16 protein-coding genes and 2 pseudogenes are annotated in these 23,667 nt (G+C 36.0%); 10 read left to right on the forward strand and 8 right to left on the reverse strand.

Translation table 11 applies throughout. The annotated features are described in order from the left end of the window. Nucleotides 1-175: 175 nt before the first annotated feature. Both ACFINL_RS05675 and ACFINL_RS05680 read left to right on the forward strand, forming a co-directional pair. Nucleotides 176-361, forward strand: coding sequence for a hypothetical protein (locus ACFINL_RS05675; RefSeq protein ID WP_375612034.1), 186 nt, complete (start codon nucleotides 176-178; stop codon nucleotides 359-361). A 53-nt stretch (nucleotides 362-414) separates the two neighbouring features. Next, nucleotides 415-844, forward strand: a pseudogene (locus ACFINL_RS05680) (phage antirepressor KilAC domain-containing protein); the annotation flags it as partial. Nucleotides 845-1,088: 244 nt separating this feature from the next. Here ACFINL_RS05680 and ACFINL_RS05685 read toward each other — a convergent pair. Both ACFINL_RS05685 and ACFINL_RS05690 read right to left on the reverse strand, forming a co-directional pair. Continuing rightward, a complete protein-coding gene (locus ACFINL_RS05685; RefSeq protein ID WP_375651050.1) occupies nucleotides 1,089-2,297 on the reverse strand; it encodes a hypothetical protein in 1,209 nt (402 codons plus the stop codon). Between the two features lie 90 nt (nucleotides 2,298-2,387). Further along, nucleotides 2,388-2,828 (reverse strand): annotated as a pseudogene (locus ACFINL_RS05690) (DEAD/DEAH box helicase family protein); the annotation flags it as partial. A 593-nt stretch (nucleotides 2,829-3,421) separates the two neighbouring features. Between ACFINL_RS05690 and ACFINL_RS05695 the strand changes: the two are divergent. The 4 genes from ACFINL_RS05695 to ACFINL_RS05710 all read left to right on the forward strand — a co-directional run bounded on the left by ACFINL_RS05695 (nucleotide 3,422) and on the right by ACFINL_RS05710 (nucleotide 9,238). Next, entirely contained in the window at nucleotides 3,422-4,030 is a 609-nt protein-coding gene (locus ACFINL_RS05695) for a fumarylacetoacetate hydrolase family protein (protein ID WP_375612032.1), read from the forward strand. A gap of 150 nt (nucleotides 4,031-4,180) precedes the next feature. Further along, nucleotides 4,181-4,660 carry a LysE family translocator gene (locus tag ACFINL_RS05700; RefSeq protein WP_375612031.1) on the forward strand — a complete coding sequence of 160 codons (480 nt, stop codon included), beginning with the start codon at nucleotides 4,181-4,183 and terminating at the stop codon, nucleotides 4,658-4,660. A 781-nt stretch (nucleotides 4,661-5,441) separates the two neighbouring features. Next, entirely contained in the window at nucleotides 5,442-6,842 is a 1,401-nt protein-coding gene (locus ACFINL_RS05705) for an amino acid permease (protein ID WP_375612030.1), read from the forward strand. A 1,004-nt stretch (nucleotides 6,843-7,846) separates the two neighbouring features. Further along, the gene (locus tag ACFINL_RS05710) at nucleotides 7,847-9,238 is read left to right on the forward strand and encodes an amino acid permease (RefSeq protein ID WP_375612029.1); all 1,392 of its coding nucleotides are present in this window, start codon (nucleotides 7,847-7,849) and stop codon (nucleotides 9,236-9,238) included. A gap of 115 nt (nucleotides 9,239-9,353) precedes the next feature. Here ACFINL_RS05710 and ilvC read toward each other — a convergent pair whose 3' ends face one another. The 3 genes from ilvC to ACFINL_RS05725 form a co-directional block, all read right to left on the reverse strand. Then, entirely contained in the window at nucleotides 9,354-10,373 is a 1,020-nt protein-coding gene (gene ilvC, locus ACFINL_RS05715; protein WP_375612028.1) for a ketol-acid reductoisomerase, read from the reverse strand. A 1,064-nt stretch (nucleotides 10,374-11,437) separates the two neighbouring features. Next, the gene (locus ACFINL_RS05720) at nucleotides 11,438-12,172 is read right to left on the reverse strand and encodes a pyridoxine 5'-phosphate synthase (protein WP_375613393.1); all 735 of its coding nucleotides are present in this window, start codon (nucleotides 12,170-12,172) and stop codon (nucleotides 11,438-11,440) included. Between the two features lie 86 nt (nucleotides 12,173-12,258). Further along, on the reverse strand, nucleotides 12,259-13,380 hold the full coding sequence (locus tag ACFINL_RS05725) for an ATP-dependent RecD-like DNA helicase (RefSeq protein WP_375612026.1): 1,122 nt from the start codon (nucleotides 13,378-13,380) through the stop codon (nucleotides 12,259-12,261). A gap of 1,041 nt (nucleotides 13,381-14,421) precedes the next feature. Here ACFINL_RS05725 and ACFINL_RS05730 point away from each other — a divergent pair. The 4 genes from ACFINL_RS05730 (at nucleotide 14,422) to ACFINL_RS05745 (ending at nucleotide 17,266) form a co-directional block, all read left to right on the forward strand. Continuing rightward, entirely contained in the window at nucleotides 14,422-15,348 is a 927-nt protein-coding gene (locus ACFINL_RS05730) for a D-2-hydroxyacid dehydrogenase family protein (protein ID WP_375612025.1), read from the forward strand. A 230-nt stretch (nucleotides 15,349-15,578) separates the two neighbouring features. After that, nucleotides 15,579-16,007, forward strand: a complete 429-nt coding sequence (locus ACFINL_RS05735) for an MFS transporter (RefSeq protein WP_375650945.1) — start codon at nucleotides 15,579-15,581, stop codon at nucleotides 16,005-16,007. Between the two features lie 121 nt (nucleotides 16,008-16,128). Next, the gene (locus ACFINL_RS05740; RefSeq protein ID WP_375650949.1) at nucleotides 16,129-16,605 is read left to right on the forward strand and encodes a hypothetical protein; all 477 of its coding nucleotides are present in this window, start codon (nucleotides 16,129-16,131) and stop codon (nucleotides 16,603-16,605) included. Nucleotides 16,606-17,044: 439 nt separating this feature from the next. Next, nucleotides 17,045-17,266: a hypothetical protein gene (locus tag ACFINL_RS05745; protein ID WP_375650954.1), complete on the forward strand. Its 222-nt coding sequence runs from the start codon at nucleotides 17,045-17,047 to the stop codon at nucleotides 17,264-17,266. Between the two features lie 1,200 nt (nucleotides 17,267-18,466). On the opposite strand, the gene ACFINL_RS05750 is transcribed toward ACFINL_RS05745, so the two are convergent. From ACFINL_RS05750 to ACFINL_RS05760, 3 genes are all read right to left on the reverse strand, one after another. After that, a complete protein-coding gene (locus ACFINL_RS05750) occupies nucleotides 18,467-20,266 on the reverse strand; it encodes an acetolactate synthase 3 large subunit (RefSeq protein ID WP_375650959.1) in 1,800 nt (599 codons plus the stop codon). A 270-nt stretch (nucleotides 20,267-20,536) separates the two neighbouring features. Further along, nucleotides 20,537-21,409 (reverse strand): tRNA (adenosine(37)-N6)-dimethylallyltransferase MiaA, encoded by an 873-nt coding sequence (miaA, locus tag ACFINL_RS05755; protein WP_375650963.1) that lies wholly within the window; start codon nucleotides 21,407-21,409, stop codon nucleotides 20,537-20,539. Between the two features lie 705 nt (nucleotides 21,410-22,114). After that, nucleotides 22,115-23,638 (reverse strand): Do family serine endopeptidase, encoded by a 1,524-nt coding sequence (locus tag ACFINL_RS05760; RefSeq protein ID WP_375650967.1) that lies wholly within the window; start codon nucleotides 23,636-23,638, stop codon nucleotides 22,115-22,117. Between the last annotated feature and the right edge of the window lie 29 nt (nucleotides 23,639-23,667).

Consider the following 23,667-nt stretch of genomic DNA (forward strand, 5'->3'; position numbering starts at 1 on the left):
ATTAAAGACTTTGACTCATTGTATGTTAGGCGCATATAATAACTTTGTCGGGTGTAGTTATGCTATACAATACCCTTCGGGGAAAGGCGTAACGACGGACTAGATGCCGTGTTTCTTAGTGCCCAGCACTCTTTTAGAATGTCATTAAGGAACGTCTAACATCTAAGAATTCTTTATGAATACCATTATTAAAATTACTGAATTATGTGGCAAAAGGCATGACAATATTATGCGTGACATCAAGAAAACGCTTGAAGAACTTAACGCCCTCAAATTTGAGGAGGTTGATTTTGGTGGGCACTACCTTGATAACAAAAGTGAAAGCCGCCCTGTTATAACCTGCCAAAGCGTGAATGCTTAATTCTTGTTTCTAGTTACAGCACTGCCTTACGAGCAAAGATAATTGACCGTTGGAAAGAGTTGGAAAGACAAGTAGCTATTCCACAAATTGATTACTCCAAACCCGAGGTATTACTTGGCGCCTTAAATCATCTACAAAATCAAATTAAGCAGAAAAACCATGTTATTTCAGAATTAGCACCAAAAGCAAAAGCTTTAGAAGGCTTAAAACGCTCTGATGGTTTGTTTGGTTTGATTGAAGCCGCGAAGATGTTGGAGATAAGACCAAAGGATTTAATAGATTACTTACGTAAAAATGATTGGGTGTATCGACGTGGTCCATTGTTACCTTAATCAGGATAAAATCAACAAAGGATTCATGGACTGTTCTGCCATCACCATTCAAAAATCGGATGGAACAGAAAAGGTGCTGCCTTCAACAAAAATCACACCTAAAGGATTGGCGGCATGTTTGAGAGAACAAGTCCACGGAGGTGTGCAATGAAGGTAGATTCTAACTTCTTATGCGATTTATGGATGGCATTATCTCAATTTTCTAGACATGAAAATATGAGTGATAAGATTGTACTGCTCTGGTTGACATCATGAGTTTAGTAGAAAAAGCTTTGATTTTAAAACTTCAAGATGAAGTGCCTATCCTTCTTTCGATATCTTTCTCATCTGACGCTCCATAAAAAAAGCCCCACAAAAGTGGGGCTGGATAAAATGATGTTCTAATCAATCTCGCGTTAATTATAATAAAGTGGCTCGCTACATCCACGGGCGCCTATTTTTTCATCTTCTACATAACGAGAATGCGCAAAATTCCGTACAAGATGATCATTGTTAGAGCCACCAGTCCAATCGCCTCCTTCCAACATAACATTTATGTCTACACGTAAACTGCTTCCTTGCTCCCCTGTATGCCATTTAGTCACTGGATAACAACCAGACAAATATTGCCAAACATAACCGCAACCATCCTCACAACCGATATGCGAAATCATCCGTCTATTGTTTGTATCAACGTGTCCTCCAGACGTCTTAAGAGAAGGCGCTTGATTGCCGACAATACTGGTTGCTTGATTACTTCCATACATGCATGGCGAAAACTCATCACTCGTCAAAAATCTCTTATTAACAGACCAAAAATCAAATGCATGATCCGCATAGCTACGATTGGTCGTAATCGGAACACCATATGCCAACTTTACATTTGCATCTGTCCCTGATTGAAGATAAATATCAACCCAAATATTCTTCCACGGATCGTAAACCATTCCCTCTGGATCAGTCCTCGGACAGTGATTTAAACACCAAACAGAATTGGGCAAAACATCCCCCGCTTGGTAACCCGATAAGAGATGACCTTCAATCTCACCAACATCCGCACATAGCGTATGAAATCCACCGATCTTTTCAGAATTATCCTTTGTATAGCCATCAGGAGCCGTCGGATTTTGCGAAAGCTCAAAGCATAGCTCATTCGTCTGATCTTTTAAGATGAGATATATATAATAATCCTTTCCTGCTTCAAGATCTTCGTCAAAAGTCATCCTTCCACGCCCTGGAACGCTGTAAAAGATGGACCTATCCCCATTCTCTCCACCATGATAAAAGCGAAAACATGCCCCTTCATTGATCACAAGACCTTTTCTATTTTTCGAATCGACTTCCAGAATTCTGTCAGGTTGATGAAAACGCACATCCTCTAAATAACTAGTGGCAAGAGAACCTACCTTACCTGGAAATTCAGAAAGACTGTCACTGTTCCTCTGTGCCTTCTCTTGAACTTCTGTCAATACACTCTTCGCTTCTTCCGCTAACACTTTTGCCTCAGAGGCGGCTGTATTCGCAGAATTTGTCGTTGCTGTCACCGTGTCTAATGAACTCTTGACCTCTCCAAGCCCTTGCTTTGTCGTATCAGCCTCTTCTTTTGCTTGCTCCGCAACATTCATCGCTTCTTCCGCTGTTATCTTCGCAGTCTCAGCTACTTCTTTGGCTTCTACAACCAAAGGTTCTACCTTATCTGCCTTAACCTGCACCGCTTCACAAATGATCAGATCAAATTCTGATAAACCGTATTTCTCTTGCGCATCCGCAATAACTTGGATTAATTGGTAAGTAGCCAACACCACGGTCATTGCATTCGCTAAGACTTTATTTGTTTTTTTCAAAGCTTTTGAACATCAGTTGGTAGCTGATAGAGCCAAGATCTGAGACATCGAGTTCGACAACAGCATCTTTGTTTTACGACGCTTGCCAACTTATGTATCAGAATACACCGCAAAGGAACGAAACGGCACTTCTGTATAGCGTGTCCATTCTCTTATTGTTTATGACATCAAAGCCAGAAAAGGCACGAGAAACAAAACACGCTCTCCAGTTCCGGATATTTGTTGTGCTATCTTAAAGCTGGTAAAAATCTTCTCCGTTCCAAATGCCATAATAAGTTTGCCACGGTCTGCTTCTTTTTAACCATCACAGACTTTCTCATACTTTTGGATTTGTTGAAAAGTTATCCCTAATTGGTGCCCTAATTGCTTTTACGACATTCCCAGCATTTTTTTTGAAAGCGATTTTTTGCCTATAGAAATGTCGTTAAAATGTGGCTTTTTGCTTTTCACTTTCAAGTCCCCCGCTGGGTGCGAGCACCCTCGCATTAGTATTCCGAGAGCCTGAAAATACTGAGTTCGAGTCAGATTTTTTGCTTTTAGTGCTCACCGCACCTAGACATAGAAAAATATCCCATAATTCCGAGACACCCACAGAGTGGGCTCATTTATGATCGAACTTTAGGGCTTTCAACCCCTACTGATCGCTGCGTAGACGAGCAAAATCACTCTTTAAATAATAAAGTAATTTCGGGAAATTGGCAATCAAAATTAAAATAATCTCAAAGACTATAAGATTGGGCACTCTTCAAAAGAGGATAATGCGAAGAACTGTCATCATGGTTAATCATCAACCCACATAATGCTTCTTTTTCAGAAACCGCACAACGCGATATAAGAAAAAATGTTGTTTGCAAAGTTCTCTCTTGCCTATACAAAGAGAAAATGAAAAATTTGGAGGGCGCCCTATGATAAATGACATCTACTGTGTTGGATACAATTATGTTGAACATGTTCATGAACTAGGTAATGTTGTTGAAGATGAACCCGTTATCTTTAGCAAGCCAAAAAGTTCACTCGTTTTAGGCAATGAAATTTATCTCCCTAATTTTTCCAAAGAAATACATTTTGAAACCGAAATTGTACTCAAAATCTCAAAGGACGCTTTCATGATCATGGAGGAAGAAGCAGAAGAATGCTATGATGCCGTAGCAATAGGTCTTGATCTCACAGCGCGGGATTTGCAAACAAAACTGAAAGAAAAAAAGCTTCCTTGGCTTTTATCGAAAGGATTTAAAGGCGCCGCATACGTCTCTGACTTCATAAACAAGGAAAAAATAAACAACCCAATAACCTTTGCAATGAAGTTAAATGGCGAAACAAGACAAGTTGGCAATACGAAAAATATGATCTTTAACTTTGAGAAGATAATCTCATTTTTAAGTCACTACATTCAGCTAAGACGTGGTGATCTCATATACACAGGCACTCCACAGGGTGTAGGAAAACTTTCTCAGTTTGACAGAATAGAATTGTATCTCGAAAATCAATTAATTTCAGAGCTAAAAGTAAAATGAATCATCAAATACTGACCTTTTTCATTGTTTCATTTTTTTTAGTCATCTCACCGGAGCCGAATATGGCCCTTATCATCGATAATGCAACGAGATTGGGAAGAAAGAACGCATTTGTAAACGTTTTAGGATTGTGTACAGCAACATATGTGCATGGGGCATTTTCCACACCTAGGTGTATCAGCGCTCATTCTCAACAACAAAACGCTGTTTTTTTTAGTAAAACTCATGGGTGGCAGCTATTTATTATACATGGGCTTTAAATCAATTAAATCTGGAATACACAGCTTAAATTCAAAAGAAAGAAGTTCAACGAATGAAAAGCATGCTACGAGTGAAACAAAGCTTTTAACCAGCTATATGGACGGTTTTCTGACACAAATACTAAACCCCAAAGTATCTATATTTTATATAGCAGCTTTTCCAAAATTCTTAGCTTCTGGAGGTAGCATTAAAAAAGGTTTTGAACTTGTCACAATACATTCTTTCAACATCTTTGCATGGTTTACTTTAATGACCATTTTTATATCATTTGCCAGTACCGCCTTAAAAAAGCAGCGGGTAAAAGGCTCGATTAACATTGCGACAGGAACAGTTTTATCTCTGTTTTCTTTTTTCATTTTCTTTGGATAGTTTTATCTTTGATAACAAATTGTAAAGTTAATAGAGCAATCTTTTCCTGATTCTGTCTCTCACTATGAATAGCTCAATCTCTAACAGAGCTTATACAATCCCCAGTTCTTTTTTTCTTTATATAACTGAATTACGTTGCATTTCTTTATCATACTCTCAAGGGCGTTTGTGTAAACAATGTGAGTTTCTCGCAATATTTTATAAAATGTTACCAATATCTAAACAAAATCCTTATTCATCACTTTAAAAAAATAAGCTATGATATTCCTCTTTTCGCTTATGAAACAAAAGTAACTTTTTGATTTATGATAGCACCATACAAACAAAAAAATGATTTAAAAATCATTTTAATTTTCCATTAAAAATTGTTTCTTAAACTAAGATGAGAACTCTCGAGTGCTATTTGAGCAAAAAGTAAACTCTCACCATTATGAATAATAATAAATAATGCACTGATTACAAATAATAAGTTTCAAAAAATTATAAAAACTCCTGACAACTTTCTGAAATAATTTTAAAAGCCCCACGTCTTTTAATGAACAATTAATTTGTTATTCATAACAATAAAAAGCTCCCCATTCAAATATCTGTTACGTTATTTAAGAGGACAACATTCTCTTTTTTCAAAAGCATATTCCTAAAACATATTCTTTTCTTTATCCACACAAAATCATAAAAAACGTTTTTTTCCTTTACACCTCATTTATATCATGCTTCGATACAAAATAATGCTTTTTTAGTGTAATTTAATCTCAAAATAATTAAAGGGAACCCCCAAAAAATGAGCTACAAACAAAATTTAAAAGATAATTCTCAGAATAAGTTACAGCGTGGACTACACAACCGACATGTACAACTTATAGCCATTGGTGGTGCTATTGGAACAGGTCTCTTCATGGGGGCAGGAAAAACAATTAGTGTAGCAGGTCCTTCCATCATACTCGTTTATGCTATTATCGGTTTTGCTCTATACTTTGTCATGCGTGCTATGGGAGAATTGTTGCTTTCTAATTCACAATACCGATCTCTTATTGATTTTTCAACCGATATGCTAGGACCGGGAATCGCTTTCTTTGTTGGCTGGAGCTATTGGTTGAGCTGGGTTGTAACTGGAGCTGCTGACATTATTGCCATCATCACTTATATGAACTTTTGGTGGCCAACACTCAATCCATGGTTTACCGTTTTTACCTGCATTAGTGTCTTTTTAATCTTTAACCTCTTTGCCGTAAAACTATTCGGTGAACTTGAATTCTGGTTTGGTCTTATCAAAGTCGTCGCAATTTTAGCATTAATTGTTGTGGGATTTTATATGATCGTTACGGGCTTTACCTCTCCCAATGGTACGGTTGCTTCTCTCAATCACGTATGGAACGATGGAAATATCTTTCCGCGAGGAATGACAGGTTTTTTTGCTGGATTTCAAATTGCTATTTTTTCTTTTGTTGGTATAGAAATTGCTGGAACAACCGCTGCTGAAGTAAAAGAACCTAAAAAAGTGCTCCCCAAAGCAATTAATGCAATACCGGTCCGTATTGTACTCTTTTACATTTTTTCTCTCGCTGTAATTATGTCTGTCACACCTTGGGATCAAATTGTTCCAGATAAAAGCCCCTTTGTCTCGATGTTTTGGCTTGCAGGCATTCCGATAGCTGCTGGCTTGGTAAACTTTGTCGTTATCACCTCAGCTGCCTCTTCAGCAAATAGTGGTATTTTTTCTACCAGCCGTATGATATATGGACTTGCAACACAAAAAGGTGCCCCTCCAATTTTAGGTAAACTTTCCAGATACCATGTTCCAGCCAATGCTCTATTCTTTTCCTGTTTATGTATTTTAATAGGGTATACAATTGCCTCACTCTCTCCAAGCCTCATAAGTGCTTTTACAATTGTGACAAGCATTTCAGCTATTGCATTTTTATTCGTATGGTCTGTAATTTTGATTAGCTATATTGTGTATCGTCGCAATCGCCCTCATCTACACGCTGAATCCATTTATAAAATGCCAGGAGGTGTTATCATGTGTGGGATAATTTTAGTTTTCTTTGTTTTCATGCTCTATTTGTTGACATTAGAAGCTGATACTCTACTAGCCTTAAAATATAGTATATTCTGGTTTGTTTTCTTAGGTATAATGTATTTTATGTTTGTAAAGAAAAAAATAACTCAAGGTAACAAATAAAGTCTATACATAAAAACATCTCAAAAAAGGGTAATTTTAGTTACCCTTTTTCTACTTAACCTCCTCCCAAACATCAAAAAACGACGATTCCTACCAGCACCGGTTTGTAAACAATCCGGCTTATTAAGGGGGGAATGCTGCTGATCATTTATATGGTTCACCTACATAAGGCTCTATGGGCTAGCCCTGCCCTGAACACTCACCACCCATTCTAAAAATACTTAATGCGTAAAATGTTATATGCTTTATATCACTACTCTACACAACAGTATTTTACTGCACAATAGGATAAGAAACGAGCTATTCTATAAAAAATTCTCTATAAACTTCACTGACATTGTTTACTAATAAAACATGAGATTTATCTAAAACTTTCCCCCCAAAAAATTTATATTCAATTTTTTATCAAAATTAAAAATATAGCTCTAAACAGAATATATCTTAATAGCTATCTGCAATAAAAAAAGATTCTATGAAAATATTTTTCTATTTGTAATAAATTTTAAATATTAATACTTAAATGTAAATTTTAAATATATTTTTTAATGTTTTAAATAATAGTTTAACTATTTAAACTTATTTTATTTATATACAAAGTTTTATATTTAATAAATTTACAATTTTATTTATATTTTTATATAGATAACAATATCTATAAATAAATAATTTTAAATATAAATATATTTATATAAAAATTTACTATAAATAAATATACATAAAATATAAATTATTATTTATATACATATAATAATATATAATATAAATTATATTATATATATTAATTATGTATAAAACATAAAAAATCAAAAAAATATAATACAATTTATCTTTTTTTTCTTATATATAAAATAATTATTCCATTAATTAATAATGTTTTTGCTTTATTCACATATAGTCATAGAAAAAAATTCCTTTACTCCTTAACCATAGCGTGTTCCGATAGAAGGAATTACCTTTTTTAGGGTAATTTTTATTTAAAAATAACTAAGGAGAACTCCCCAAAAATGAACAAACAAAATTTAGAAAAAAAACCTAAGAAGAAATTGCAACGTGGACTACATAACCGACACATACAACTTATAGCCCTTGGTGGAGCGATTGGAACAGGTCTCTTCATGGGATCAGGAAAAACAATCAGTGTAGCAGGCCCCTCAATTCTACTCGTTTATGCAATTATTGGTTGTGCTCTATACTTTGTCATGCGTGCTATGGGAGAGTTATTGCTTTCTAATACACAATACCGATCTTTTATTGACTTCTCAACCGATCTTCTAGGGCCATGTGCCGGATTCTTTATCGGCTGGACATATTGGTTGTGTTGGATTGTCACTGGAACTGCTGAAATTATTGCTATTGTCACTTATACACACTTTTGGTGGCCTGAGCTCAATCCGTGGATTCCTGTTATAATTGGTCTTATGTCCTTTTTAATTCTTAACCTCGTCGCCGTAAAACTATTTGGCGAACTTGAGTTTTGGTTTGGTTTTATCAAAATCGTAGCAATTCTAGTCCTAATCGTTGTAGGATTTTATATGATCTTTACCGGTTTTGTCTCTCCAAACGGTACGGTTGCTTCTCTTAGCCATATATGGAACGGTGGGAATATTTTTCCGCGAGGAATTACAGGCTTTTTTGCTGGATTTCAAATTGTTATTTTTGCTTTTGTTGGCATTGAACTCGCTGGAACAGCTGCTGCTGAAGTAAAAGAGCCTCAAAAAGCTTTACCACAGGCTGTTAATTCAATACCAATCCGCATTGTATTCTTTTATATATTCTCTCTTCTTGTGATTATGTCTGTGACGCCGTGGGATCAAATCAGTCCAGAAAAAAGCCCATTTGTAACAATGTATGCACTTATTGGTATCCCAACTGCTGCAGGTTTGATGAACTTTGTTGTCCTCACAGCTGCCGCATCTTCAGCAAATAGTGGAATTTTTTCTACCAGCCGTATGATATATGGGCTAGCAACACAAAAAGGTGCTCCTAAATTTTTAGGAAAACTTTCTCGTAACCACGTTCCAGCCAACGCATTATTCTTTTCATGTATATGCATCTTATTTGGTTATGCCGTTGTATCGTTATCTCAAACACTCATAGCTGCTTTTACAATTGTTACGACAATTGCCGCAACTTTGTTTATATTTGTATGGTCTATCATTTTGATCAGCTATATCGTCTATCGCCGCAATCGTCCTCTCCAGCATACTGTCTCTCCTTATAAAATGCCAGGAGGTGTTGTTATGTGTTGGGCGCTTCTTGTTTTCTTTGCATTCATTATCTATTTATTGTCATTAGAAGCTGACACTGCCATAGCTTTAAAATACACTCCAGCATGGTTCATATTTTTAGGAATTGTATACTTTCTTTTTGGGAAAAAGAATTATGCAAAAAATTAAAAAATAAAGCTTATGTTTCCAAAAACATATAAAAAAGGGTAACTAAAGTTACCCTTTTTTTGATATTTATCTATAAAATTATAAAAGCTATTGACAAAATATCTCTGTAGAATCTTCAATTACGCTCTTTATCAACCAAAGCATTCGATTTTATCCAAGGCATCATAGAACGAAGTTTTTTACCAACTTCTTCAATAGGATGATTATCATTTAAACGCCGCATACTTTTAAAATGAGCAGCACCAGCTTTATATTCTTGAATCCAATTCGATGTAAATTTACCCGTTTGAATATCTTTCAATATACGTTTCATTTCTGCTCTGGTTTCATCCGTAATCACACGTGGACCAGACATATATTCACCCCATTCAGCTGTATTAGAAATCGAATAATTCATATTTGCAATGCCCCCTTCATACATGAGATCAACAATCAGTTTAACCTCATGCAAACACTCAAAATAAGCCATTTCCGGCGCATAACCTGCTTGTGTTAATGTTTCATAACCTGCTCGAATCAATTCAACAAGACCACCACAAAGAACCGCTTGTTCACCAAAAAGATCAGTTTCGCACTCTTCTTTAAATGTTGTTTCAATCACCCCAGCACGTCCACCACCAAGTCCACATGCATAAGATAATGCTACATTATGTGCATGCCCTGAAGCATCTTGCGCCACCGCTATTAAGCAAGGAACACCACAACCCCGTTGGTATTCATGACGAACTGTATGCCCTGGACCTTTAGGAGCAATCATCACAATATCAACGTTTTTTTTAGGTTCAATCAAGCCAAAATGAATGCTCAAACCATGCGCAAAAGCAATCGCTGCCCCATCGTGTAAATGATCATGAATATGTTCCTTATAAATATCAGCTTGCAATTCATCTGGTGTTGCCATCATGATGAGATCTGCCCATTTTGCTGCTTCAGCAACACTCACCACTTCAAAACCATCAGCCATGGCTTTTTTAACTGTTTCCGACCCTGAACGCAAAGCTATTTGCACATTTTTAACACCAGAATCTTTCAAGTTTAAAGCGTGCGCACGCCCTTGAGAACCATAACCAACAATGGCTACTTTTTTCCCTTTAATGAGATTAACATCCGCATCACGATCATAATAAACACGCATAAAAAATTCCTTCTTTCTCTATTTAAACTGGATTTCAGATTATTTTTATTCAATAAGAAACATTATCTACAGTGCATCACACACTTATAAAGACAAAAAAAACGCTTATAAGAACACAGCAATTGAATAATTTTAAAGTTTACATATTGCATAGAAAAAACTGTAGTCCCCAAACATTCCTAAAACATATACGGATCCCCAAATAAACTTCAACTGCTATTCTACAAAAACAATAATTACACAAAATAAGATTTCTAAAGAAAATTTAGCTAATATTCTACTCTTTTATCGTGCAACAACGCTATATTCTAAAAATTAAGATACAACATACAATCTTTAACATGAACCAAATCAATACGGATAGCAAGAAAAATTACAAAATAACAAGTATTGTTTTAATACAACCTTCAAAAGCATATACAACAATATCTTTAGAATAATAGAGAGGATGTTTTTACTTTTTACGTTCTTTTAATATCCACGCCTCTCACACGAAGAAGCCCCCATACGGCTATTATGTTATCCATTTATGGCGCCTTATAAAAAAATTTTAATATGCTCAAGCCCTTTTCAAGAATTCCCTATAATAGTGTAAGATTTATTGCACATCACTCTCTTTACTTCATAAAGCTACAAGTCGATATCATCATTCTATTTAACAGCTCCTATTGCATTAAGCTTATTCATAAGGAGATTTTACGTTATACTATTTACAGATAACCCAAAAATGAGCTCCAATATCAAGAAAATTTGTGTATTAATCCATTAAAATCCTACGCACTCCTTTATAAGGGAAATACTTTCAAAACCCTACTTCTTCTCCATTCAAAGAAATTATAATAAGAAGATTTTAAAACTTCCTCATAATGGATAGTACAAATAAAAAACATCGCATGCACTCAAAAACAAAAGATAGAAAGCAACCAATAAATAGAGGAACAATAGAATATTTATAATGCACGATAATAGTGCTATTTATATCAACATATATAAAATTGTTTTTTAAGATAAATTGGCAAACCTCTATAAAAATTTCTTTTCCAATTTTTATAGAGAGAAAAAGATTACGATAACAACCGGATAAAACGCTGAACAGTCTCATGTATTCCATACTCTAATGCATCAGCAATGAGCCCATGGCCAATAGAAACTTCATCAAGCCAAGGAATATTTTTGACAAGAGCAGGAAGATTCATAAGTGTCAGATCATGCCCTGCGTTTATACCTAACTGCAATTCTTTTGCTCTTCTTGCTGCTAAAACAAGTTTATTGAGCTCTTGATCTTGTTTTGTTTTATCCTGAAATGCACCACCGTAAGGTCCCGTGTAAAATTCCACACGATCAGCGCCCATTGCTTTAGCAATATCAAGACCATCGACAGTAGGATTAGCAAAAAGGGATACACGAATCTTTCTGTTTTTTAAATTCTGAATAATAGGTGCTAAAAATTCTGCATCATGAGCAAAATTCCAACCATGATCAGACGTTGACTGATCTGGATCATCAGGAACAAGGGTAATCTGATCCGCATAGTTTTTAGCGATATCCAAAAATTGATCACTGGGATAACCTTCAATATTAAACTCAGCAGTAGGAAAAGTGTTCTTTATTAAACAGTATATATCTGGTAAATCCGCAAAACGAATATGCCTTTCATCAGGGCGCGGATGAACCGTCAAACCTGCTGCTCCAGCAGCAAGCGCTATATGCCCAATATTCGTTATACTTGGCCACGGAAGATTACGTCGATTACGCAAAACAGCAACAGCATTAAGATTAACCGAAAGTTTTACCGCCATGCCCATTTCCATTTTTTTATAGTGTGTAACAAGATAGAAAAAAGGCATTTTCCATCTGAAACTTAGATGATATACACATCTTTTTTCTATCGAACAATCGTTAAACGTTCTGCTGCGCGGGTAATTCCCGTATAAAGCCAGCGCGCATACATATCACGAAATGCAAAACTTTCATCAAACAAAACGACATTATTCCATTGAGAACCTTGCGCCTTATGAACCGTTAATGCATACCCATAATCAAAATCATCATATCGCTTTTTTAATTGCCATGAAATTTCTTGATCAGGGTTTTCAAACGCTGCTTTTAAAAGTTTAATCTTTGCTACCCCACGCTCACTTTCTTCTGGTTTCACAAGAAGATTAATACTTGGTTTAACGGTCTCCTTCTGTGAAGTCATCACCTTCCATAAAGAGCCATTCAACAAACCTTTAATCGGATCATTTCGCAAACACACCAGCTTATCTCCCGCTTGTGGATAATCTGCTGTAAATCCCTTTAACACACGCAAACGCTGATTATAAAGGTGGCGTGTACGATTAACCCCTACCAAGACCTGATCAGCATCCAAAACCAATTGTTGATTGACCTCTTTACGTGTCACAACGCGCGCTTCTCCATAGTCACCATAAGCAATATCGCGTCCTTCACGTACATCCATAGCAAGACGTATAATCGGATTATCTCGCGCTTGCCGATGAATTTCTGAAAGAAGAAAATCTGGTTCTCCATTAGAAAAAAAGCCTCCACCTGATATAGGAGGCAATTGACCTGGATCACCAAGAACAAGAATTGGCGTTCGAAAACTCATTAAATCACGGGCCAATTTTTCATCTACCATCGAGCACTCATCAACAATAATGAGTTTAGCTTGTGCAGCAGCACTTCTTCGATTTAACGTAAATGTTGGAGCAATAGATTTTTTTCCTGTTATTTCATCGGAAACTTCCTCTTCACCACGTGGACAATAAATTAGCGAATGAATCGTACAAGCATTGCTTGCACCTTTAGAACGCAAAACCTGCGCCGCCTTCCCTGTAAAAGCAGCAAATTGAACAGAACCATCAACTGTCTCTGCAAAATAGCGCGCAAGCGTCGTCTTACCCGTCCCCGCATAGCCAAAAAGGCGAAAAAGAGGAGAACGCCCTTCCTTCAACCACGCGGCAACAGCCTTCAATGCATTATCCTGTTCCCGTGAAAACTGCATAGCTTACCAACATAAGATTTGCATAAAAAGAGCAGTATTTTGAAAAAAACCAACTATCAAGAAAAATTTTTTTATTAAGAATTGCTGACACACACCCATCTAACAACTTTCGTAGCACAATTATCAATTATTTACCCATTGTTTTTTCAAGATATTGTAACAATCTAAATTTTATCTATACATCGATCTTCTTGGTAACACCTTATGCGTATCAAATAAAATATCATTTTTTACAACAGTAACACCAACAATGGAAGATGCATATCTTAAATTTAAAATAACACCTCTATACGCTTTTTCTAACCAAAATTTAGAATGAGAAAAAGAGCATTGCAATTGCAAAACCCTCACTAGAAAAAATGTCCTTAACAGGATAAGAATAATGTAATTTTATGAATACTATTTTACACAATCAATCAGCTTTCTTGCACATAAAAATAAAGTACATCCACTATTATGAAATTATAATTAAATATATCAAAAACCTTTTGGCAAAAATAGAAATAGCTCTCAACAAAACGACTTAATCCTATGATGATACACCTATAAAGTTCCTATCTCCCTCTTATCATGATTTTAATAAATTTACTCTTCATGCTACAAATAAGTGATATCTCAACGAATAAAGAGAGACATCACACTTATATGAAGCACGCTTTATCTCGCACAAATATGTAGCTTTTTCTGTTTCAACAATAAAATATGGTTTGTAAGTATGGCCTTCTTGGTAGTCTATTATAGAAAACTGGGACATGGCTTCAGTCCAGCGTAGCACTTCAGGTTCGTCCTCTAGAATATGAGAAAAGCGCAATTCTCCATCTATTGAGTTAAACTTTTTCTTTTTGTCGCAATGTTTTAAAGTTTATAAAAACTAACTGATTAATACTATTCTTATTTGCTAGAAATAACAATAAATCAAGGGGTATAATTTGTTAATAGGCTTGGTGTTATATCAAAATATCAGCGATGAGATTGCTTTTTGGTTGTTTTAGAAATGAAATAATGAGCTCAAATATTGATGAATGAAACGGAAGGTTTAAATTGAAAATATTAATTCCAGATGACTATCAAAAAGCCACTCTACCATTACAGTCTATTACAAAATTAATGAAATCGCATGAAGTGCTGGTTATAAATAATTTAGCTAAAGAATATGATTTAGAAGATAGGCTCAAAGAGATAGATATTCTGATCTTAATCAGAGAGCGGACTATAGTTGATAGAAATCTTCTCCTGAAACTGCCAAATTTAAAATTAATCTGCCAAACAGGCCCTATAGGTTCACATATTGATATAGAAGCTTGTAGAGACTTAGGAATTGAAATATTAGACGGTGGTGGAGATCCAACTTCTGCTGCTGAATTTGCGTGGCTCTTAATTATGTCTGCGCGTAGAAAACTCTGTAAATCTGTATCTGATATGAAAAAAGGACGATGGCAAACAACATTTGGCAACCAAATGAAAGGGGCTACTCTTGGAATATTCGGGTTTGGCCGTATTGGTAAAATGGTTGCTCAATATGCTCAAGCTTTTGGCATGTCCATTTTGGTTTATGGGAGCGAGCGTTCAACGCAAGAAGCAAAAAATTTAGGTTATCATTTTACGCATTCAAAAGATGAATTTTTTACACGTCCTGACGTTATATCCGTCCATTTACGTTTAAGCGATAAAACCAGAGAAATCATAAAATTAGATGATCTATTGAGCATGAAACCTCATGCTATTTTTGTCAACACAGCGCGTTCAGCTTTGGTTGAAAAAGGGGCGATAGAAAAAATACTAAGTTTGGAAAATTCAATTTACTTTGCACTGGATGTTTATGACAGCGAGCCAGTATATGAGAGCAAATTATTGCAATCAGATAGAGTTCTTTGCACACCGCATCTGGGCTATGTGACTGAAGAAAGCTTTGAGAATTATATTGAAAAAGCTTGCCAAAATATAGCGTCTTTTATAAAGAGCACTTAATGCCGGCTGAGCCAATGTTTGTAAAATTTATCTTATATCGCTAGCGTATCAAATTTGCACGACACATAATAGCTTATTTCCTTAAATGAAGCATATTCCTTAGCTTTCATATTAATACCAATTGTATTGACAGATTTTTATGTAATCAGCATAAAATACCTAATTTATTGTTGCAAGCATTATTAAAAAGGCTACTTCATTGGAATACAATTTAATTGGAGGGGGGCGGAGTGAGCAATAATAAATTTATAGGAAAAAATTATTATAGATGGATTATATTGCTTGTTGCCACTATCGCTCAAGCATCAGCCTGCTTCTTTGTTCAAGGGATTGGTCCTTTAGCTGAATTTTTTAAGAAGGATTTCTCGCTTAGTGATTCTCAGATAGGTTTACTATCTTCAGCAGCGCAGTTCCTACCTATTATTGGATTACTTGTAGCTGGTGAATTACTAGACAAGTTTAACGAGCACTATATTATTGGAGTTGGCGCGGTTGGCGTTTCTGTCGTTCTTTTGTTGGGAGCAATCGCAGATAACTATATTTCCCTTTTGGTTTGTTTGCTAATTGTAGGGGGATTTATAGTTCTGCTCAACTCGGTAGTGCTAAATCCGTTTCTTCATGGTTTCCACAATCGCAACGCGGATTTGCAATGGGAATAAGGCAGGCGGGGCTACCATTAGGTAGAGGGCATTAGCTGGGTATAGTTATTCCTGCGAGTGCCCTTGTCTATGGCATACAAGGTGCGTTTTTGGTCGGTACCATAGTTTCTTTTTTAGGTGGATGTATATTTATTATTTTTATCACTCACCAGCAAAAGTTATCACTATCGTTCCAGAAAGCAAGGCAAGAATTTCGTTCTATGCAAATGTAAGATCTCGTCTTGCAATGTTGGCTGCGCCTCATATGAAGAATATTATTTTTCCAAGCGTTTCACTTGTGATCGTTCAATATGTTTTAACTATTTTTATAACGATCTATTTTTATAGAATCTATCACCTGTCTCTAGATAAAAGTGCTTATTTATTTTTTGTTTCACAGGCTTCTGGTGCCTTAGGAAGAATTATTTTAGCAGCGTGGAGTGATCATTGTAGAAAAGGACGATTTTTTCCTGTCTTGTTTTGCATGATTGCAATCGTTTTTGGATTTTTAATATTAATTTTGAGCATGAGTGGATCCATAATTTATTTAACTATTTTATCTGCTTGGTTAGTTTTTTGGGAATGGAATGGTATGGCCCTTGAGCTGCTTATATTGTAGACTCTTAAACCGAAAGAAAGCGTTGTGTTTTCTCTGGGTTTAGCAATATCTGTAAATCAAATCGCAATTATTACTACTCCACCATTATTTGGATTAATCCAAGATTTTACAGACACTTATTTACTAACATAGCTGATTTTAATTATTGTTTTTTCACTTTTTTAATAAAAAAGTAGGGAAATATAATTGGGGAAATTATAATGATAAATGGAAAATACTTTTTAGTTGAGCAATGTCGAAAGAGACAAACTTTGAGAGGCTTTAGACCATGTTATTTATGATCCATACGGTGGTATTGAATATTCGGTTAAGCTAAAAAAAATAGCATTTTCGCTGCTCCCACATAGAATATTGACAATTCTTATGAACCAAAAGGTGTCTATTACCCCTAGACCATATTTAATCTTTGAAAACCTTCCTGTTGATAAACAAATTAATTATGTCACCTAATCCTTACAATTTAGATGTGTCTTGTAAAAGTGGCTCTATTAGCGAAAATTTAATTATAATGTTTTCTTTATTGATCGGAGAGCCTTATTCAATTAAGTTTGAAGGCGAACATATAGTAAATAACCTAGTTCCTTTAGAGGATAATAAAAAAGATTATACAGGATTAGGATCTGAAGTTGAGTTAGATTTTCATATGAAAATGCTGCACTAAAATTTATAACGGATTTAAATTTATCTCCTAAAGGTGATACTTTTATCTGGTATTCGCAATGGTGTTGATGGCCCGTTAACGAGAATATCTGATGCACGTCTAGCCTTAAAACTTTTAAGTGAGGAGGATTTGAGGAGCTTAAGGGATAATTTATATATAATTAATGTTCCCTATAGATGGAGAAAAAATGGGGTAACCTCTACAAGTAAAGTGCCCCTAGTTCAAGGGGACGGTGAATTCCCAGATATCAGCGCTGTTTTTTATCTAGGCATGTTAGAGCCACAGTCAAAAAAGCCAAGAAAGCTTCAGATCATTTTTATGAAGCTATTAAGGCTGTATCTTTTGGAATTGATGTACAACCAGAAAGATTATTATACATTGATAACAGAATGACCCTACACTCTAGAGATAAATTTTTTGGATCATTTGATAGTTATGAAAATCCAATGCGGTGGATTCAAAGAGTGTTTGTGTCTGCAGATTTATGGAATCATAGATATATAGAACAAATAAAAGAAAGAGTATTTAATTTTCAATGTTAATATCCTGATAATGATATGATGTTGAGTATTATTCTGGTTTATATATTGACGATACATCTCATATGTATAGGTTTCTCCCGCATAATCATACCTGATTATAAGCTATGGTGACCTATTGGTTTTCTATGGCTGCATTTGATTTTTGTTATTTTTTCCCTTCCTTTCAAACCGCTAGGGGATTTTCCTATCAAGCCCCTGAAAGAGCTATTTGGAGTAATTTCATAATGCAAAACCAAAACATAGTAACAAACTTTTCTATTGTTTTCACAAGTACGACGGCTTGCATGGTTGCACCCTTCAAGCACTGTGGCTTTTTTTCTTGCACGATGAAATCATTCATATATGAGACAACATAATTAATTTATAACAGATAATTCAATGTATTATCTAAAAAATGCAACGAAATAGCTATTAATGTGAACATATGAATTAAAAAAACAAACATCGCGTACAAATAAATTCAAACATAATTGTGCACACGACTTATAACATTTTTTAGATGAACAAATAATAATACACCCCATGTCTTTAAACAAAGAATGAAAATCATAAAATGAGCTCTAAGGATAATAGAAACTCTCCACAAAGAAGAGACAGAGATGAAGACTCCAAAGACTTCATCATCACCATCCTTCACCATTTTGTTAACATATTCATTTTATACAAGAATCTTTCCCTCGGAAGAAATAGCATTTGCAATAGCTTCTTCGCTTGCCTCATCGGGTAATAACATCTCATTATGAGCACATCCCGATGGGATCATAGGAAAACAGTTTTCTAAATGATAAACACGACAATCAAAAAGAGCAGGCTTATCACAGTCAATCATCTGCTGAATTTTATCATCAAGTTCATCGGGTTTTGAACAATGAATTCCCACGGCTCCATAAGCTTGTGCCAATTTCACAAAGTCAGGCATAGATTCCGTATAAGAATGAGAAAGACGATTACCATGCAGCAATTGCTGCCACTGGCGGACCATTCCCATATACTGATTATTTAAAATGAAAATTTTCACCGGTGTGTCATGCTGAATAGCTGTTGCAAGCTCTTGAATATTCATCTGAATGGAGGCATCACCAGAAATACACACAACAAGCGCATCAGGATGCGCTATTTGAACACCTATAGCAGCAGGTAAACCATACCCCATCGTTCCAAGACCACCAGAAGTCATCCAATGTTTTGGTTCATCAAAATGATAATACTGCGCTGCCCACATCTGATGCTGCCCGACATCCGTTGTAATATAAGCATTCGCATCTTTGGTAAAAGCATACAGCCGTTCAAGAGCATATTGCGGCATAATGACATCTTTTTTCTCCGCATATGCCAATGAATTACGAGCCTTCCAACGGTTAATTTGCGTCCACCACGCCTCACGGACTTCACTGTTAAACGCTGGTTGCTGTATCTTTAAGAGTTGTGTCATACCTCCTAAAACACAAGCCACATCACCAATAATTGGAACTTCTGCTTTTACAATTTTATTGATAGAAGAAGGGTCAATATCAATATGAATAATACGCGCATGAGGTGCAAATGCATCAAGGCGCCCGGTGATACGATCATCAAATCGTGCTCCAACAGCTAACATGACATCACAATCATGCATGGCCATATTAGCCTCATAGGTTCCATGCATTCCAAGCATTCCAAGCCAATTTTTACCGGAAGCAGGATAAGCACCAAGTCCCATTAATGTTGAAGTAATCGGAAAATCCCCCAATTGAACCAAATTACGTAAAAGCTGTATAGCTTTCATCCCCGATGAAATAACACCACCACCAGAATAAATAATAGGGCGTTTTGCCTCAACTAAAAGAGAAACGGCAGATTCAATAGCCTTAGTATTCCCTTTCAACGATGGAAAAGAATGTAAAGATTCCTGAACTTGAGGTGCTCTATAAAATCCTGAAGCAAATTGAACATCCTTAGGAATATCAATCAAAACCGGCCCAGGACGACCTGATTGAGCAAGAGCAAAAGCTTCATGAATAATAGCCGCAAGATCATTGACATTTTTAACCAGCCAATTACGCTTCGTACAAGGCTTTGTAATTCCAACTGTATCAGCCTCTTGAAAAGCATTTGTTCCAATCACCGTTGTTGACACCTGCCCAGAAAAACAAATAAGAGGTATCGAATCCATAAGAGCATCTTGCAAAGGTGTAACAGCATTCGTTGCCCCTGGACCAGAAGTCACAAGCATAACCCCTACCTTCCCTGAGCTGCGTGCATAGCCTTCAGCTGCATGCCCTGCGGCTTGTTCATGGCGCACCAAAATATGCTGGAGTGTATCTTGGTGATAAAGAACATCAAAAATAGGCAAAACAGCCCCACCAGGATAACCAAAAATATGTTCAACGCCTTGATCTATAAGAGCTTGAACCACTATTTCAGCGCCCGACATTATTTTTCCATCTGCACTCTCTTGCTTTCTTGGATCATTTCTCATTTTTCCCACTCACCTACTTTATAGGACAATAAAAAAGCCCCTAACGGAGCCCATAAAAAAAAACCCCAAAGGAGCCCATTACACAACACATACTGTATGATTACCCCCATTATTCCAACGTATAAAATATATAAAAAATTCCTTGTAGAGAGATTTCTAATTCCATTGATACCATTCGTCAATAAAAAATTATATTTTCTAAAAAATTTCTTTTTCACGAATTATCTTTTATCTTTCGATAAGTTTCTTTGCAAAGCTCTAACTCTTTTATCAAAAAGTAAGCATCCATTCTTCATCAAATTGATTACGAAACCATGTCATTTGTCTTTTTGCATATCTCCTCGTTTGTATTTTCACCGCTTCAAGAGCACTCTCAAAGCTTCTATATCCATCCAAATAAGCCATAAACTCAGGTATACCAATAGCCTTCATTGCTGGTAATGAAGGGGAAAGTTTAAGTTTTTTCATAGCCACCACTTCTTCTAAAGCTCCTCTTTCAATCATAGAATCCAAGCGTTTATGAATACGTTCATAAAGCAGAGGACGTGGTGGCATGAGAAGAATTTTTTCGGTCAAATTTGGCGCAATGAGAGGTGTTGTTTTTTGTTTCTGCCACCAACTGAGCGACTTACCGGTTGCATCATAAACTTCCAAAGCACGTACAATACGCTGTCTATCGTGCGAAGAATTTTTTTCAGCAACAACAGCATCAATCTGCAACAACTGGCGATAAAGACTTTCAGGTCCCTCTTTATCAAGCAGCAAACGCCACTTCTGCCGCACAACATCTGGAACATGAGGGATTTCCGAAATCCCCTCTAAAAGAGCACGAAAATAAAGTCCTGTTCCACCAACAAAAATAACTGATCTTAAAGAAAAAGTAGCCAATAGCTTCTCGACATCACACAACCATTGCCCTACTGAATAGTTCAAAGTAGGACTCACATGACCATAAAGATAATGGGGAACAATCGCGGTGTCAGCCTCCCTCGGCCGTGCCGTTAAAATATTTAAAACATCATAAACCTGCATTGAATCAGTATTAATAATGAGAGCATTTTTTTCTTGAGCCATTTGCAAGGCAAGTTCTGACTTCCCACTTGCCGTTGGCCCTGCTATTAATGTAACTGTTCTCTGTGTCATGAATAGCAATTTCTCCCAATCAATAACTTATTGCAACATGCAGACACCCCCAAAGCCTTCCTGTATTTTCTCTCCATTATCATAGAGTAAATACTTCAAACAAAAATACGAACACAAATTCCCCTTAAGACAAAGCCCCTTATGAAACTTATAAAAAAGAAAAAATGGACTTAATAACAACACCAAAGGAATTTCCAAGCATTTTTTGCTATCATAATTCAATAACAAACCACAGCTATAATAATTCTGTCCGTTAAGGCCATTAAAAATATACTCTTTGTCATCATTTATGAAAATAATACTAAGTTTAATCTATACAATCAAATAGCTTTATTTTTTCCTATAAAAATAGCATGCTACGCCGGTTTATAATAAGAGCCTCATAAAGCATCATATTAATACCATTTACTTGCGCATCACAAGCAGAGATAAAAATGGACTTAAGAAAGGTGTACCAATATCTCTTATGCAGCATTTCAAAGTCTAGGCTGTTACAATATTGAGAACTGAAAAATACTATGATGACACCAATTTATACTTTGATATTCAGCATAAAGATATAATGATTTCCAATAGATTTTATATTGCACACCCCATGCTCTCTATCGTGAAATGAGCTTGAGAAATATCGGACATCACATGGCTGACTTGCAAAATATCCCACACACTAAGGCTGATAAAAAACAAAAAATAATTTTTTAAGGATCAATCCATTAGGAGCGTTACGAACCGTAACTCTCCATCTGGACGTGCTACAATAAATAGAGCATTTTTGCGTCCAGCTTCACGTAATTTATGAATACGTTTTTTAGCCTCATCAATTGTTGTGATAGAACTCTGATTGATATCAACAATCACTTCACCAACGCGAATACGCTTTTTATCCGCTGCACTATTTTGTGCAACAGATGTCACCACTAGTCCTCGAAGTTTATCTGAAATTGAATAACGATGACGCAAATCCTCTGTCAGTTCAGATAACGTCATTCCCATAAATTGCATTGTCACGTTTTTCGACAAATCTTGATTTTTTTTATCATCAACTTCTTCTGTATCTTCATTTGGATCTGTTTCAATCAAACGTCCAAGCTTAACTTTTACTGTTGCTTCTTGCCCATTGCGTAAAATAGTAACGTCCACCACTTTTCCTTCTGAACTTTCTGCAACTAAACGCGGCAAATCACGTGCATGCTTAATTTTGGAATTACCAAAGGAAAGAATAACATCTCCAGTTTGTAACTGGCTATTATCTACATTATTTTCTTCCGTCTGTTCTATTTTACCAGCCACCAATGCTCCCACAGCATTGTCCAATTTTAAACTTTTTGCAATATCCTCTGTTACCGGCTGAATACGAATAGCCAACCAACCACGCCTTATTTCTCCAAAATCACGCAATTGATTAATAACAGAAAGAGCCATATCCGATGGAATAGCAAATCCAATACCGATAGATCCTCCCGAAGGTGAAACAATTGCTGTATTAATGCCAATGACTTCACCATTTCTATCAAATAACGGCCCACCAGAATTTCCCCGATTAATTGCTGCATCTGTTTGAATAAAATTATCATAGGGACCAGCATTAAGATCACGGTTACGTGCAGAAATAATACCAACCGTCACACTTCCACCAAAACCATAAGGATTACCAATAGCCATAACCCAGTCACCAATACGTGCTTTTTCTGAGTCACCAAAACGCACAGCTTTTAATTTTTTACTTCCTGCATCGACTTGAAGCAACGCCAAATCAGTTTTGCTATCCTTTCCAAGAAGCTTTGCCTTTAGTTTTGTACCATCCGTAAAATTAACTTCAATATCATCAGCATCTACAATAACATGATAGTTTGTAACAATAATCCCTTTCTGCGCATCAATCACAAAACCAGAGCCTAAAGAACGCACCTTTTGAAATTGACTATCTTTTTGACCATCCTTGGGTATAAAAAAATCACTGAAATATTCCTCCAGCAATGAATCTTTTGGGATAACGGGTACCGAGGTGTTTGCATCCTGTTCTGTTCCTTCAACAGTCTGCGCCGTGGAAATATTCACAACTGTTTCCAAAAGCTCAGAAGCTAAATCAGGAATAGAAAGCAATGCCTTGCTTGTCTCGGCTCCCCAAGACAAACTCACTGATCCTGATAGAAACAAAGTCACACAAAAAACAACTCTTGTGATAAAAAACTTTAAAAACGTATTTTTACTCACGACACTTCTATCCATGACATGCCTTTAATCAAAGATGCAAAGAG

The organism is Bartonella sp. AA78NXGY (genome assembly GCF_042197005.1).
In the GTDB taxonomy this organism is placed as follows: Bacteria; Pseudomonadota; Alphaproteobacteria; order Rhizobiales; family Rhizobiaceae; genus Bartonella.

Excerpts from the sequence above, each read along its gene's own strand:
- ACFINL_RS05675 (WP_375612034.1), top strand. The coding sequence starts at position 176 with ATGAATACCATTATTAAAATTACTGAATTATGTGGCAAAAGGCATGAC.
- ACFINL_RS05685 (WP_375651050.1), bottom strand. The coding sequence starts at position 2,297 with ATGAATGTTGCGGAGCAAGCAAAAGAAGAGGCTGATACGACAAAGCAA.
- ACFINL_RS05695 (WP_375612032.1), top strand. The coding sequence starts at position 3,422 with ATGATAAATGACATCTACTGTGTTGGATACAATTATGTTGAACATGTT.
- ACFINL_RS05700 (WP_375612031.1), top strand. The coding sequence starts at position 4,181 with ATGGGGCATTTTCCACACCTAGGTGTATCAGCGCTCATTCTCAACAAC.
- ACFINL_RS05705 (WP_375612030.1), top strand. The coding sequence starts at position 5,442 with ATGAGCTACAAACAAAATTTAAAAGATAATTCTCAGAATAAGTTACAG.
- ACFINL_RS05710 (WP_375612029.1), top strand. The coding sequence starts at position 7,847 with ATGAACAAACAAAATTTAGAAAAAAAACCTAAGAAGAAATTGCAACGT.
- ilvC (WP_375612028.1), bottom strand. The coding sequence starts at position 10,373 with ATGCGTGTTTATTATGATCGTGATGCGGATGTTAATCTCATTAAAGGG.
- ACFINL_RS05720 (WP_375613393.1), bottom strand. The coding sequence starts at position 12,172 with ATGGCGGTAAAACTTTCGGTTAATCTTAATGCTGTTGCTGTTTTGCGT.
- ACFINL_RS05725 (WP_375612026.1), bottom strand. The coding sequence starts at position 13,380 with ATGCAGTTTTCACGGGAACAGGATAATGCATTGAAGGCTGTTGCCGCG.
- ACFINL_RS05740 (WP_375650949.1), top strand. The coding sequence starts at position 16,129 with ATGTATATTTATTATTTTTATCACTCACCAGCAAAAGTTATCACTATC.
- ACFINL_RS05745 (WP_375650954.1), top strand. The coding sequence starts at position 17,045 with ATGTCACCTAATCCTTACAATTTAGATGTGTCTTGTAAAAGTGGCTCT.
- ACFINL_RS05750 (WP_375650959.1), bottom strand. The coding sequence starts at position 20,266 with ATGAGAAATGATCCAAGAAAGCAAGAGAGTGCAGATGGAAAAATAATG.
- miaA (WP_375650963.1), bottom strand. The coding sequence starts at position 21,409 with ATGACACAGAGAACAGTTACATTAATAGCAGGGCCAACGGCAAGTGGG.
- ACFINL_RS05760 (WP_375650967.1), bottom strand. The coding sequence starts at position 23,638 with ATGGATAGAAGTGTCGTGAGTAAAAATACGTTTTTAAAGTTTTTTATC.